This window comes from Nocardia sp. PE-7, from assembly GCF_030486425.1.
GTDB classification, from domain to species: Bacteria; Actinomycetota; Actinomycetes; order Mycobacteriales; family Mycobacteriaceae; genus Nocardia; species Nocardia salmonicida_A.
The window spans coordinates 2,382,933-2,396,783 of the sequence record NZ_CP129614.1; the positions used below are offsets into that span (position 1 = coordinate 2,382,933).

14 protein-coding genes are annotated in these 13,851 nt (G+C 67.3%); 8 read left to right on the forward strand and 6 right to left on the reverse strand.

Annotated features, from left to right (window positions below; all coding sequences use genetic code 11):
- Nucleotides 1-12: 12 nt before the first annotated feature.
- Nucleotides 13-1,935, reverse strand: coding sequence for an acyl-CoA dehydrogenase family protein (locus tag QX204_RS11145; protein WP_301906599.1), 1,923 nt, complete (start codon nt 1,933-1,935; stop codon nt 13-15).
- Nucleotides 1,936-2,041: 106 nt separating this feature from the next.
- On the opposite strand from QX204_RS11145, the gene QX204_RS11150 reads away from it, so the two are divergent.
- A complete protein-coding gene (locus QX204_RS11150) occupies nt 2,042-2,668 on the forward strand; it encodes a TetR/AcrR family transcriptional regulator (protein WP_301906600.1) in 627 nt (208 codons plus the stop codon).
- A gap of 44 nt (nt 2,669-2,712) precedes the next feature.
- On the opposite strand, the gene QX204_RS11155 is transcribed toward QX204_RS11150, so the two are convergent.
- Both QX204_RS11155 and QX204_RS11160 read right to left on the reverse strand, forming a co-directional pair.
- Nucleotides 2,713-3,780 carry a polyhydroxyalkanoate synthase family protein gene (locus QX204_RS11155; RefSeq protein WP_301906601.1) on the reverse strand — a complete coding sequence of 356 codons (1,068 nt, stop codon included), beginning with the start codon at nt 3,778-3,780 and terminating at the stop codon, nt 2,713-2,715.
- A 210-nt stretch (nt 3,781-3,990) separates the two neighbouring features.
- On the reverse strand, nt 3,991-4,788 hold the full coding sequence (locus tag QX204_RS11160; protein ID WP_301906602.1) for an SAM-dependent methyltransferase: 798 nt from the start codon (nt 4,786-4,788) through the stop codon (nt 3,991-3,993).
- Between the two features lie 171 nt (nt 4,789-4,959).
- On the opposite strand from QX204_RS11160, the gene QX204_RS11165 reads away from it, so the two are divergent.
- Both QX204_RS11165 and QX204_RS11170 read left to right on the forward strand, forming a co-directional pair.
- Nucleotides 4,960-5,283 (forward strand): hypothetical protein, encoded by a 324-nt coding sequence (locus tag QX204_RS11165; RefSeq protein ID WP_301906603.1) that lies wholly within the window; start codon nt 4,960-4,962, stop codon nt 5,281-5,283.
- A 234-nt stretch (nt 5,284-5,517) separates the two neighbouring features.
- Complete coding sequence (locus QX204_RS11170) at nt 5,518-6,720, forward strand: cytochrome P450 family protein (protein ID WP_301906604.1); 1,203 nt, start codon at nt 5,518-5,520, stop codon at nt 6,718-6,720.
- A gap of 47 nt (nt 6,721-6,767) precedes the next feature.
- Here QX204_RS11170 and QX204_RS11175 read toward each other — a convergent pair whose 3' ends face one another.
- From QX204_RS11175 to QX204_RS11185, 3 genes are read right to left on the reverse strand one after another with little or no spacing between them, the layout of a single operon-like run.
- Nucleotides 6,768-7,997 carry a cytochrome P450 gene (locus tag QX204_RS11175; RefSeq protein ID WP_301906605.1) on the reverse strand — a complete coding sequence of 410 codons (1,230 nt, stop codon included), beginning with the start codon at nt 7,995-7,997 and terminating at the stop codon, nt 6,768-6,770.
- On the reverse strand, nt 7,994-8,422 hold the full coding sequence (locus QX204_RS11180; RefSeq protein WP_301906606.1) for a roadblock/LC7 domain-containing protein: 429 nt from the start codon (nt 8,420-8,422) through the stop codon (nt 7,994-7,996). Before QX204_RS11180 ends, QX204_RS11175 begins: the two co-directional genes overlap by 4 nt.
- A complete protein-coding gene (locus QX204_RS11185; RefSeq protein ID WP_301906607.1) occupies nt 8,422-9,672 on the reverse strand; it encodes an ATP-binding protein in 1,251 nt (416 codons plus the stop codon). The genes QX204_RS11180 and QX204_RS11185 overlap by 1 nt, the downstream gene beginning before the upstream one ends.
- 432 nt (nt 9,673-10,104) lie before the next feature.
- Here QX204_RS11185 and QX204_RS11190 point away from each other — a divergent pair, with 432 nt between their 5' ends.
- The 5 genes from QX204_RS11190 to QX204_RS11210 all read left to right on the forward strand — a co-directional run bounded on the left by QX204_RS11190 (nt 10,105) and on the right by QX204_RS11210 (nt 13,850).
- A complete protein-coding gene (locus QX204_RS11190; protein ID WP_156677555.1) occupies nt 10,105-10,263 on the forward strand; it encodes a hypothetical protein in 159 nt (52 codons plus the stop codon).
- Nucleotides 10,264-10,425: 162 nt separating this feature from the next.
- A complete protein-coding gene (locus tag QX204_RS11195; protein WP_301906608.1) occupies nt 10,426-11,616 on the forward strand; it encodes a lipid-transfer protein in 1,191 nt (396 codons plus the stop codon).
- A gap of 33 nt (nt 11,617-11,649) precedes the next feature.
- Nucleotides 11,650-12,090: a type II toxin-antitoxin system Rv0910 family toxin gene (locus QX204_RS11200; RefSeq protein WP_301906609.1), complete on the forward strand. Its 441-nt coding sequence runs from the start codon at nt 11,650-11,652 to the stop codon at nt 12,088-12,090.
- Complete coding sequence (locus QX204_RS11205; RefSeq protein ID WP_301906610.1) at nt 12,087-12,959, forward strand: MaoC/PaaZ C-terminal domain-containing protein; 873 nt, start codon at nt 12,087-12,089, stop codon at nt 12,957-12,959. Before QX204_RS11200 ends, QX204_RS11205 begins: the two co-directional genes overlap by 4 nt.
- Before the next feature lie 12 nt (nt 12,960-12,971).
- Nucleotides 12,972-13,850 (forward strand): SDR family oxidoreductase, encoded by an 879-nt coding sequence (locus QX204_RS11210; protein WP_301906611.1) that lies wholly within the window; start codon nt 12,972-12,974, stop codon nt 13,848-13,850.
- Nucleotide 13,851: the final 1 nt, after the last annotated feature.

A 13,851-nucleotide genomic window follows, 5' to 3' on the forward strand; every position in this document is an offset into this window, starting at 1 on the left:
CCGGTTGCCGGGTCAGGCCTTCATCTCGTACGTTCCGGCCAGCGCGCGCGCCTGACCGAGCACACGCTCGAAACGAGCTCGGTCGAAGACCGGCCGTCGCACCAGGTCGAGGGCCCGGCGCTGCTGAGTGGGGGTAGCGGTCGGCTTGTTGTGCAGGTTGAGCGCGTTGGCGGAGAAGGCGCGCACGAACCCGTCGAAGATCTGGTCGATCACCGCCGGATCGGTGCCGTCGATGACCGCTTGCTCCAGGACCAGCTGCGCGTAGGGCACGGCGGTGAACAGCTCACCGAACGCGAACAGGAAGTCCACGTCCTGTTGCTGCGAGGACGTCGGTGCGGCCACCGCCAGCAGGGCCTGCAGCGCGAGCACCTGTTCGAGGAACACCGCCACGTTCGGAATGTCGCCGAAGCTCTCGAAGACCGGGCGCCAGTCCGCGAAGCGGATGCGGCCCAAGCCGCTGCTCGGGCCCTGTCGGAACAGGAACTCGTCGTCGGCGGTGTCGTGCCGCGACGGCACCGGAGCGTAGGCGGCACTGGCGAATTCGGCCCGCAGCGGCTTCACGACCGCGCCCAGACGCGGGGTGATCTTGCGACTCGACCAGGTCAGCGCACTGGCGACCGCGCGGGTGGCGCCCTTGGATGCCACCGACGCGCCCGGCAGCGACTGCATCGCGGCCAGACCGGCATCGGCGGGGTGGAACATGTAGTTGGCCATGAACTTCAGTGACAGCGCCATGTTGACGTGGACGGTGCCCTCGAGTCGCGGGAGGCCGAACATGGCCGTCATCGCGACCGGGAAGTACATGTCGTTCTCGAACCCGCGCGCGGCGATCACGTCGGCGAGATCTTCGATGACGCGCTGGCCCTGCCGGGTCACCGACATCTTCTCGATGGCGTTGAACAGCAGGTAGCGACGATCGTCCGGCGATGCCGAACGCATGTAGTCCACCGCGCGTGCGCTGTAGAGCTTCATCGCGGCGATGCGCGCGTAGGAATCGGTGATCAGCGCGCGAACCTGTGGGAACTCGGTGACCCTGTGCCCGAACAGAATCCGGTTCTCGGCGTGGTCGATCGCCTCGTAGAAGGAGTGCTCACACGCGCCGACCGCGCCGAAGCCGAGGTTGAACTTGCCCACGTTGACCGTGTTCATCGCCGCGTGGAACGCGTCCTCGCCGCGGTGGAGGATGTCCTCCTCGGCGACGGGGTAGTTCTCGAGATCGAAAGCCGCGACATAGATCTGGCTGTTGACGACATTCTTGCGCAGCTTGTAGGCGTCGTGCTGGGAGTCGGCGACAAAGAAGAGATACCCCTCGTAATCCTCCTGAGTCGGCTTGCCCCGCAATGCCGCGGCGCTGTCGATGATCGGCTTGTCCGACCGACGGCCGAAGACCGAGACCATCGAGGCCAGGTTGCCGTTGCCGATGTAGTACTTGCCGCCGGTCGCGGTGTAGCCACCGTCGGGCTGCGGGTCGACGATCATGTCGGTGGAGTACACGTCGGCGCCGTGTTCCTTCTCCGACAACCCGAACGCGAAGATCTCGCCGGATTCGAGCTGGGCCGCCGCCTTCTTCTTGGCCGCGCTGTTGCTGCTCTGCCAGATCGGGCCGAGGCCGAGGATGGTGACCTGCCAGACGTACCAGTAGGTCATGCCGTAGAAGCCGAAGATCTGGCTCAGCATGGCGTTGCGCGCGGTGTCCCAGCGCTTGTTCGGGTCGCCGCCCGCCTCGGCCGCCGGGGTGAGGAAGGTGGCGAACAGGCGCTCCTTCTTCGCGAAATCCAGGAACTCCGCAGGCCAGACACGGGACCGATCGTCATCGAGCAGTTGCGTCTTGCCGCGAGTCTCGAACCAGTCGACCGTCGCGCGCAACAGCCTGCGCGTGTCCGGATCGAACTGCGCGAAGTCGGCGGTGTTCGGGTTGAAGAAATCCTGGGGCATCGTCGCTCCTCCTGCGGGCGTCCTGCACGGTCGAACGCTTCATTCGTCACTGTAGCATTTTCGTACATCAGTGTAGGAACACCGGGTGGGTTGCTATTGTGGGCGCATGGGTAGCGAGACGGCAGTGCAGCGGCGAGGGCGGGCCGCGCACCTCGGCCCCGAGCGGCGCAGACCACAGGTACTCGACGCGGCGCTGGCCATCGCCGCCGACGACGGCGTCGCCGCGGTCACGATGGGCGCGGTCGCCGACTATATGAAGGTCACCCGCCCGGTGATCTATGCCTGTTTCCCCGATCGGGTCGAGCTGATCGACGCGCTGATCCGGCGCGAGGAGAGCTATCTGATCTCCGGGGTCCTCGACGTGCTGCCACCACGCGCCACGAACGCCGACGAGACAGTGTTCGTCGAGGGCTTCCGCACTCTGCTCAACAAGGCGGCCGAGCGGCCCGACGCCTGGCGACTGATCTACGGCAACCCCGACCCCGCGGTCGCCGGTTCCTTCGGGCGAGGTCGACAGCTGGCGGTCGAGCGCTGCACGGCGTTGCTGCGTCCGACCTTGCAGGCCTGGGGAATCGACGACGCCGAGCGCAAATTGCCCGCGCTGGTGGAGTTGTGGGTCTCGGCCGCCGAAAGCGCGGTCCGAACCCTGTTCGCCAACCAGGACGAGTGGAACCCCGACGACCTCGGTGCCTTCGTCGGTTCGGCCGTCTACCGGGCTATGCGCAGCGCGTGATGTCCGCGCCGTAGGTGGTCGACCCTGGTTCGTCGGTCGTTCGGTCAGTGGGTGGGCGACGGCGTCCGGGCGGACAGCCGTGCGCTGTCGAGGAATTCCGCGATCGTCGCCCAGGTGGTGTCGCGGGCGGTCGGCCCCGCGATGATGCCGAGATGGCTTCCCGGGACCTCGGTGAAGCGAACCTCCGAGGAGCCGGTGAGGACCCCGGTGCCCGCGGCGACGGACGTCGACGAGGCCAGCGCGTCCTTGGTGCCGCCGATCAGCTGCGTCGGCGCGGTGAGTGCGGTCAGATCGATCGCGCGATGCGGGCCCAGATGCACGGTGCCCTTGTGCATTTCGTTGCGGATGATCAGTTGCCGGTAGGCCTGGCGATAGAACCGGCCCGGATAGCCGGGCATGCTGTCCATGAACCGATCCACCGATTGCATGCGGGCCAGCGCTTCGGCGTCGGCGATATTGCGGGCGATGTACCAGGGCTTGGTGAGCTCGCGGTCGATCGACTGGATCCGGAACCCGGCTCGCACCCCGTACTTCGGTACGCCACCGGCCATGCGCACGGGCAGGGTGACCTCGCGTCCGCCGGTGAGCTGTCCGAACCTGCGGGCCAACGAGATCTGACCGTTGCGGCGCTGATCGAACGGGGTTCCCACCGCGGTGACCGACCCGATCGGCAGGTCGGCGTGCCCGGCGGCGGTGAGCACGCTGATGGTGCCGCCGAACGACCAGCCGATCAGCTCGACGGGGGAGTGCTCGTTCTCCGCGCTGACCGCCTCGATCGCCGTGGGCACGATGTCGTCGACCCACTCCTCGAAGCCGAGATCGCGGTCGGCGTAGGTGATCTCGCCGTAGTCGAGCACATAGACCTCGCGCCCCAGCTCGAGCAGGAATCGCACCAGGCTCTGACTGGGCCGCATGTCGTAGCAGGAGATCGTCACCGCCAGCGGTGGCACGAGCAACACGGGATCGCCGGTGGCGGGGGTGGCGCGGCGGTAGCGCAGCAGCCTGCGGTGCGGCTGGTCGTAGACGATGTCCGACGGCGTCGGCGCGTACGGCTCGACACCGTCGCGCAAGAGCGCGACCACGTTGCGCAGTGCAACCGACAGGGGGCCCATGTCATTCTCCGGAACGTCGAGACGGCGGGAGAAAACTAGCTGTAACTCCCTGTAGCACCTTATCTGCTCCCGTGGAGTCGTCCGAATCCGCAGGTGAACCGCCGCTCGGTGGTACCCCGGCAACGTCGACGCCCCGTTCGAGTACCTGTCGAACGGGGCGTAGTGCTGTGCTCGCACGGCAGCGATGACCGCTGCCGTCCACGGCGTGGGTCAGGGTTTGCGGGCGACCGCACCGTAGGCCGAGATCGGGAGGACCTGGCCTACCTCGGTGGTCTCCGGACGCCACTGGGTGATCGAGACGACGCCCGGTTCGACTACTTCCAGACCGTCGAAGACGCCGCGGATCTGGGCCTGCGTGCGCGGGATGTACGGTGTGCCGCCGGTGCCCGTGTAGTTCTCGCACAGGGTGACGTAGGCCTTGCTGTCGTCGGTGCCGTCCCAGTAGATCAGGTGGCTGCCCGAGGGCACCGCGCCGATGACGGTACGCACGATGCGCAGCAGGTCGTCGTAGGTTTGGGCGTGTCCGAGAACACCCATGAACATCACGGCGATCGGCTCGTTGAAGTTCAGCACGTTGCGCGCATCGGCGACGATCTGCTCGGGGTTGTGGAAGTCGGCGTCGATGTAGGTGGTGACGCCTTCGTCGGTGGTGCTGGTGAGCAGTGCGCGCGCGTGGGTGAGCACCAGTGGGTCGTTGTCCACGTAGACCACCTTGGCCTCCGGGGTGACGCCCTGGGCGACCTCGTGGGTGTTCTGCATCGTCGGCAGGCCGGTACCGATGTCGAGGAACTGCTTGATGCCGCGTTCCTTCGCCAGGAAGCGGACGGCCCTGATCAGGAACTGTCGGGACTGCACGGCCATGGTCGAGATGTCGGGGTCGACCGCCAGTCCCGCGTCGCCGGCGATCTTGTCGATCTCGTAGTGGTCCTTACCGCCCATCCAGTAGTTCCAGATCCGCGCGGAGTGGGGGATGTCGGTCCTGATCACGGGTGTCTGCACGTCGGCCATAACCTTGCTCCTCTGCAACTTTGACGGTGGCGCGCCCCGCCCAGGGGAGAACCACCAGCGACATAGCATCTGATCTGTTTGCGACAGTACAAGATTCATGCCGAAACGGTCGGTCCAATCAGCCGAACCCCTCGGCTGCGTTCATCGGCCGAAATCGGGTAAAGCCGTCACATGACGACACTGCGCAGAAATGTTGTGGCCACCGTGCTCACCGCGGCCGCGATCACCGTACTCGGCACCGGTTGTGACCAGGTGGAGAAGGCGGTCAACAAGGGCGGCGATACCCCCTGTAGCGAGTACACCGCCCAGAGCTCGGACGACCGGCGGACGACGGTGACCAAGTTCCTCGAACAGGAGCGTGGCAACGACGCGAAGCCGGATGCGAGCCAGATCGATCTTTCCGTCGCCGCCATCGATCTGATGTGCGGAGCGCAGGCCAACCCGGACACCCCCATCCGGGAAGCCGATCTGACCGGGGTGCTCGTGCCCAAGTGACCCCGCCGCTGGTCGCTGGGTATCCCCTCCTGCGGCGACGATAGCCCCGATCTCACCGCGTGCCCCGCATTTCACATGTTCACTGCGACGGACACGTTCGGCCGGTAGCATCGCTAACGGACCGTAAGGTCTAGTCCAGCAAGATGTTTCGTTGCGATCGCGGAGAACCGGGGTCCGCGGGGCACCGGGTGATCGAGAGGTTTCGCAGTGGAAACGGTGACGAATCGGGTCGTAATGGATCCGACTGGGCAAGACATTCAGGGCGAGATCGTCGAGATCAGGGCCCACGGTCCCGCCACCAGGGTCGAACTGCCCGGCGGGGTGCAGGCATGGTCGATCACCGATGCCGCGCTGCTGGAGAAGCTGCTCGTCGATCCTCGGGTATCCAAGGACGCGAGCCGGCACTGGCCCGCCTTCGTCGCCGGTGAGATCCCCCCGGATTGGCCGCTGTACCTGTGGGTTTCGGCGCCGAACATGTTCACCGCCTACGGCACCGAACACCGCAGGCTGCGCAAGCTGGTGGCGCCGGCCTTCACCGCGCGGCGCACCGAGGCCATGCGCGCGCAGGTCGAGCGCATCACCAACGAACTGCTCGACGAGCTGGCACGGACCCCGGCGGGTCAGACGGTGGACCTGCGCGAGCAGTTCGCCTACCCGCTGCCGATCCAGGTGATCTCGGAGCTGATGGGCGTGCCCGAGTCGCTGAACCCCGGCCTGCGCACGTGCGTCGACGGCATCTTCGACACCACGCTCACCCCTGAGCAGTCACAGGCCAACTACATGGAGATGTACCGGATCCTCGGTGAGCTGGTGGCGCTGCGGCGCGAACAGCCCGGCGACGACATCACCAGCCTGCTGATCGTCCAGCGCGACGAGGACGAGGGCCAGCTCACCGAGGAAGAACTCGTCGGCACGCTGCTGCTGGTGATCTCGGCGGGTCACGAGACCACCGTGAACCTGCTCGACCAGGCCATCACCGCGCTGCTCACCCGGCCCGATGTGCTCGACGGCCTGCGCGCGGGCACGATCACCTGGCCCGATCTGGTCGAGGAGACGCTGCGCTTCGAGTCGCCGGTCGCGCACCTGCCGTTGCGTTTCGCGGTGGACGACATCGACATCGACGGTGTGCAGATCGCCAAGGGCGACCCGATTCTGGCGAGCTACGCCGGTGCCGCGCGTGATCCGAAGCTGCACGGCGAGACCGCCGACGAGTTCGATCCCAACCGAGAAAAGCAGTCGCACATGGCATTCGGCTACGGCGCGCATCACTGCCTCGGTGCGCCGCTGGCCCGCTTGGAGGCGCTGGTGTCGCTGCCCGCCCTGTTCGAACGGTTCGCCGACCTCAGGCTGGCCGCTCCCGTCGCCGACCTCGGCACGGTGCCCAGCTTCATCTCCAACGGTCACCGCCACCTGCCCGCCTACGTCCACGGCGGCTAGCGCCGAACCTGCTCGGCCGACCCGATCGGGTCGGCCGAGCACGGCGGTCAGAGGCCGGGTACCACCAGGGGAGCGGTGCTCGGGAACATCACCGGCAGGCCCGCCAACGCCCGGTGGAAAGGCCCTGGCCGCCAGACCAATTCCTCCGCCGGGACCGCCAGCTCGAGTTCCGGCAACGCGTCGAGGAGCTGGTCGATGGCCTCCTGGGCGATCAGGTAGGCCGGTGACTTCGCCGGGCAGCCGTGCGGGCCGGTGCTCCACGCCAGGTGCGCGCGGTTGTCGAGGAAATCGCCGGTCCCGATCGCGGGATCGTTGTTGCACGCGGCCATGCTGATGACGACCGGCTGATGCGCGGGCAGCCACACATCGTCGACCAGGATCGGTTGACGCGGATACGTGGTGCAGAAATTGGCCATCGGCGGGTCGGTGTAGAGCACCTCGTCGAGAGCGTCGCGCGTGGACAGGCTGCCGCCGAGCAGGCTGCCCGCGAAACGCTGATCGGTGAGCATCAGCCGCACCGTATTGAGAATCAGATTGAGCATCGGTTCGATCCCCGCGCCGTAGAGCGTGAGCACCTGGTTCATCAACTCTTCGTCGGTGAGTCGCTGCGGATGCTGCACCAACCGGGTTGTCACATCGTCGCCGGGTTCACGCTGCTTGAGCCGCACCAGGTCGTAGAGCGCGTCCTCCATCAGCTTGGTGCCGCTGGCCGCGGTGTCGCCACCCTCGAACATCTGTCCCATGCCGGTCGCGATGTCCCCGCCGATATCGGCGGGCACACCCAGCATCGCGTTGATGGTGGCGAAGATGACGGGAAAGGCGTATTGGCTCAACAGATCCGCGCTGCCGTCGGCGCAGAAGGAGTTGATCACCGGCATCGCGATCTGCTCGACGGTGCGATGCAGCTGGTACAGGTCCACCCCCGCCAGACCCGCGACGGTGACCTGCCGGTGGCGGGTGTGCTCCGCGCCCGCGGTGCGAATCGCGTTGGGGCGGTAGCGCATCATCGGAAGCACCGGGCAGTCGTCGGGAATGTCGCGCTGCCACATCTTCGGATCGGCGGGAAAATGGTCGGGATCGTTGAGAATCTGCACCGCGGTGCGGTAGCCGATCACCAGGGTGGCGGGTACCCCGGGCACCAGGTCGACCGGCACCAGCGAACCGAAGCGGCGCCGCATATCGCGGTAGGTGCTCTGCGGGTCGGCCGCGAATTCCGGCGAGTACAGCGGCACCCGGTCCTGGCCGCTGCGCGAGTCCGGCGAAATATCCAGTGTCACAGCGAGTACTCCTGATTCGAGGATCGGTGCCTCGGCGACGCGCCGAGTTCGTGGCCGACCCTGGCGGCCAGCTCGTTCATGCGATGGGCGATGAGCGCGAGGTCCACATCGCCGGTCGTGGCGACCCCGAGCAGGGTGCCCGCGCCCGCGGCCGTGATCAGGACCATGCCCTCGTCGTACTCGGTCATGTTCTGGCGCACTGTGTTCGCGAGTCCACCGCAGAACTCGCCGAGCACCTTGCCCAGCGAACGCAGCCCGCACGCGGCGGCCGCGAAACGCTCCGCGTCATCGATGGAGATACTCCCGGAATGCGCCACGCGTAGACCGTCCTCGGATAACAACACCGCGAAGCGGACGCCGTCGAGAGCCAGGTCGTCCAGCAGCCACGCGAGGCGGTTGGTGCTGTTCGCGATCGGAGTACTCATCAGCTGTCATGCCCTTTCGTCGAGCGTGCGGCCGCGGCGCGGCCGTGTCTGGAGCCGCTGTGCCATGCCGCGGCGAGCTCGGGACGGGCCAGCACCTCGCCGGTGTCGACGCGCTCGTCGGCGGGGGCGACGGTGCGGCGCGTGCGTTTGGGCAGCCCGCCGGTGGTGCGGTCGAGCTCGGCCACGTCCAGTTCGGGCGCCGACGCGCTGATCTCGGAAACGGGTGGTGGCGGCGCTACCGGTTCGGGTGCCTCGGCATGCTTGGGGCGGTGCGCCTCGGCGGCCGTGACGAGCAGGGCGGCGGGAACGAACACCATCGCTCTGGTGCCGCCGTAGATATTGGGTCCGTCGACATAGGCGGCGAAGCCGTAGCGGCGCGCGAGCGCGGCGACACCGGGGAACCCCACCCGTGGGGACGGGCCGAGCGCGTTGATGTCGACGAGGCGCTCACCCGAGAGCACCTGGCGGGCCTCCTCCATCTGTTCGCGGCTCATCCGCACACCCGCGTCGTCGATGATCACCGTGACGCCGTGGTGGCCCTGCTGGTAGGAGATGTCGACGAACGACGACGGCGGCGAGTAGCGCAGCGCGTTGTCGAGCAGGGTCGCGACTGTGTGCACCAGCGGTTCGACCGCCCGGCTCATGACCACGAGATCGCAGTTGCCCGTGCGCACGCGCAGATAGTCGCGCACGCGACCGGTGGCGCCGCCCACCACGTCGCCCACGGTCTGCTGCGGCCAGCGTCGGCCGGGCAGCCCGCCGGAGACGATGACGTAGGCCTGCGCCTGGCGGATCATCTGCTGGACCGTGTGATCGATGCGGGTCAGCGTCGCGTAGACCTCGTCGTTGCGGTTCTCCCGCAGCGCGTTGCTCACGACCTGGCCGACGTCGGCGCCGAGGCTGACCACGGTGGTGCCGAAGGCGCGGACCGCGTTACTGGTGGCGGACCGCGCGTCGGCGGAGACCTGGGCGCGCGTTTGTTCCTGTGCCGCCTCGACCTGCGCCGCGATGCGTTCTTCGGCGGCCCGCTCGGCGAGTTCTGTCTCGTGTTCTCGCGCACGTAGTTCCTCGGCGTGGGCGAGCGACATCTGTTTCATCGCCGCGTCTTTGGCATGGAGATCGCGCTCGGCCGCCACCAGGCGACCGCGGATCTGACGTTCGGTGCGCAGGGCCTGTAGCGCGACAGCGACCGCGCCGAGCAGGACCAGTGTTGCTAGGGAGAACAAGAAGACCGCGAGCGTCGGAGTCATCGGTTCCTTTGTCGTTTGTACCGACCGAAGAGCCGTGGTGGCCGGGTCCTCGCCGGTCCCTCCGACGAGACTTCTCGCCGACGCCCTGCCCTCACAAGAACTGCGCCGCACCACAATTCGGCACCGCGCGCGTGAGTTCGGTCGATTCCGGGCTCGCTGCCCGGCGTTTCGGCGATGCCGGACACGTTAGCAGTGCGAATTGCCGAGTGCACCAAAGGGGTTGCCGCAGAACGTGACTCGCATTGTGGTGTAGGGCTCGTCAATCGATACCGGCGGTTTACCCTCGCCGTGTACGGTGGAACAGATACAGGTCGGCCGTGACCAGCGGCGACCAACGCGTCGTCGCCGCACTCGGCCTCGAGTCACCGGCTCCCATTCCTTAGTCTCGTCTGCCGCAGCGGCGCCGTCGATCGATCCGAGGAAGAGCCCTGCATGACCAGCGATCTCGACGACGACCCGCCCGACATGACACCCGCCGACCCCGAGGAAGAAGACCCGACCGTCCACTGGCCCGAACCGAGCCCGCTGCAATCGTGGTGGACCGACATCATGGGCGCGAAGAAGCCACGCCGTTTCGGCCAGCAGAGCTGACTCCGCTGATCTGACCCACCAGGGCCGCACCGTCACCGGTGCGGCCCTTGTCGTGTTCGGGCTGTATTCCCCAGGGTATTGACCTGGACGCCGTGTCCAACATAAATTACATGGACACCGTGTCTCAGGTATCCGGGACACACGGCACACGGGAGTGCGTACATGACACAGAAGGTGTTCGTCGTCGGCGTCGGCATGACGAAGTTCGAGAAGCCGGGTTCGCTGGAATGGGACTACCCGGAGATGGCCCGCGAAGCCGGGACCAAGGCGCTCGCCGATGCCGGAATCGACTACGACCAGGTCGAGCAGGCCTACGTCGGCTATGTGTACGGCGAGTCCACCTCGGGCCAGCGCGCGGTCTACGAGCTGGGCCTCACCGGCATTCCGGTGATCAACGTCAACAACAACTGTTCCACCGGATCGACCGCGCTCTACCTCGCGGCGCAGGCGATTCGCGGCGGCCTCGCCGAGTGCACGCTCGCACTGGGCTTCGAGAAGATGCAGAAGGGCTCGCTCGGTTCGACCTACGACGACCGTGAGCAGCCGATGATGAAGCACCTGCTGGCGCTGGCCGAACTGCAGGAGTTCGCCATGCCGCCCGCGCCGTACATGTTCGGCGCCGCGGGCAAGGAGCACATGGAGCTCTACGGCACCACCGCCGAGCAGTTCGCCAAGATCGGCGTCAAGAACCACAAGCACTCGGTGAACAACCCGTACGCGCAGTTCCAGAAGGAATACAGCCTGGAAGAAGTGCTCGACGCCAAGCAGATCTACGGTCCGCTCACCAAGCTGCAGTGCTCGCCGACCTCCGACGGCTCCGGCGCGGTGATCCTGGCCAACGAGGACTTCGTCGACCGGCACAATCTGGCCGACCGCGCGGTCGAGATCGTCGGACAGGCCATGGTCACCGACCTGCAGACCACCTTCTCCACCAACAGCGCGATCAACCTCGTCGGCGCCGACATGTCGCGCACGGCGGCGCGCAAGGTCTACGAGCAGGCCGGGATCGGCCCCGCCGACATCGACGTGATCGAACTGCACGACTGCTTCTCCACCAACGAACTGCTGACCTACGAGGCCCTGGGCCTGTGCGCGCCGGGCGAGGGCGGTCGGCTCGTCGACGACAACGCCACCACCTACGGCGGCCAGTGGGTCGTCAACCCGTCGGGCGGTCTGATCTCCAAGGGCCACCCGCTCGGCGCGACCGGGCTGGCCCAGTGCAGCGAACTCACCTGGCAGCTGCGCGGCGACGCCGATGCCCGCCAGGTCGCGGACGCGCGCATCGCCTTGCAACACAACATCGGTCTCGGTGGCGCGGTCGTGGTGACCGCCTACCGTCCCGCCGTCCGCTGAACCTCCCTCACCGAATCACACCAGGAGAAACCCATGGCATCTGTTTCCGTTTCCACCGCCCTTCCCGTCGCCCCCGAGCTGGCGTGGGCCCGGCTCAGCGACCTCGCCAACTGGGAGGAATGGCTGACCATCCACCAGGGCTGGCGCGGCGATCTGCCCGCCGAGCTCGCCGCTGGCTCGCGTTTCACCGAGGTCGTGTCGGTGATGAACATGGCCAACAAGATCGAGTGGACTGTCGCCGAAGTCGTCCCGAACTCGTTCCTGCGCATCACCGGCGCCGGAATGGCCGGTGTCACCATCGAATTCGCGCTGAAGGTGGAGGCCACCGAGACCGGCTCGGAGGCCGCGTTCGACGCGAGCTTCAAGGGCGCGATGATCGTGGGCCCGATCGGCAAGGCCGTGGCCAAGCACGCCGAAGCCGATCTGTTGGAGTCGATGGAGAAGTTCACCGCGCTCGTCGGCTCGGCCGCATGACCACCTCGGAATCGGCCGGAGTCGTCTTCGACGGCTCCGGCCTGGGGGAGTGGACCGACGAAGAGCGGTTCTCGGTCACCGCCGAGCGGATCGCGCAATACGCCGCGGCGACCAATGATCCGATCGCCGCGCACCTGTCGGGCGAGATCGCCCCGCCGGTGTTCGCGGTGGTGCCGGTCTTCACCTCGATGGCGCCGGCCGCGCTGTCGGTCGCGCCGGTGGAGCTGCTGATGAAGCTGGTCCACGGCGAGCAGGACTTCCTCTTCCATCGGCCGATCCGGGCCGGTGACGAGCTGGTGGTACGGGCCAAGCCGATCGGCTACGTGGGCCGACCCAACGGGTCGACGGTGGTCGTCTATGCCGAAACTAGGGACGCGGCGGGTGAACTCGTCAACGAGCAGTGGATGACCGCGTTCTTCCGCAAGGTCGACGCCGGTCCCGGTGAAGGCGAACTCGCGCCAGCACACCGGATCACCGACGAGGACCGGGCCGCTGATCCGGCCGCGAAGGTCACCGCCCACATCGACGAGGACCAGACCTTCCGCTATTCCCCGGCCTCGGGTGACCCGATGCCGATCCACCTCGACGACGAGATCGCCCGCATGGCAGGGCTTCCCGGCATCATCAACCACGGTCTGTGCACCATGGCGTTCACCTCGTGGGCCGCACTGACCGAACTCGCCGACGGCGACACCGCGCGCCTGCGCAGGCTCGCCGTGCGGTTCGCCAAGCCGGTGCTCCCCGGCCAGGACATCACCAGCACCTTCTGGCCCACCGAATCCGACGATCCCGGCGTGCGGGCCTACGCCTTCGAGACCGAAGCCGCGGGCCAGATCGCGATCACCGACGGCCGCGTCGAAATCAACTAGGAGACAAGACTCATGGGAAAACTCGACGGTCGCGTCGCGGTCATCACCGGTGCCGGTCGCGGCATCGGTCGCGAACACGCGCTGCTGTTCGCCCGCGAAGGCGCCAAGGTCGTGGTCAATGACCTCGGCGGCGCCAACGACGGCACCGGCACCGACGCAGGCCCGGCCCAGCAGGTGGTCGACGAAATCGTCGCCGCCGGCGGAGCCGCGGTCGCCAACACCGACAACATCGCCACCTGGGACGGCGCGAAAGCGCTTGTCGACCAGGCGATCAGCGAGTACGGCACCCTCGACATCGTGGTGAACAACGCGGGCATCCTGCGCGACGCGTTCATCGCGGGCATGGACGAGTCGCAGTGGGACTCGGTCATCGCGGTGCACCTCAAGGGCCACGCCGCCACCCTGCATCACGCCGCGGCGTACTGGAAGGCACAGTCCAAGGCCGGTACCCCCGTGTCGGCCTCGGTGATCAATACCGCGTCGGCCTCGGGCACGTTCATGCCCAATGCCGGTCAGGGCAACTACGGTGCGGCCAAGGCGGGCATCGCCGCGCTGACACTGGTCGCCGCCGACGAGCTCGAACGCTACGGCGTGCGCGTCAACGCGATCGCTCCGATCGCCCGCACCCGACTGACCCTCGCGACCCCCGGCATGGGTGCGCTGTTCGCCGCCGAGGTGCCCGAGGGCGAGTTCGACGCGTTCGCCCCGGCCAATATCTCGCCGCTGGTCGCCCACCTCGCCGCGTCCGACTGCGCGCTCACCGGCAAGGTGTTCGCCGTGCAGGGCGGTGCGATCGTCGAACTGGCCGGTTGGCACGACGTGCGCACCGTGGAAACCGACGGACCGTGGACCATCGACGAGGTGGCCGCCCAGCTGAAAGAGACCGACTAGC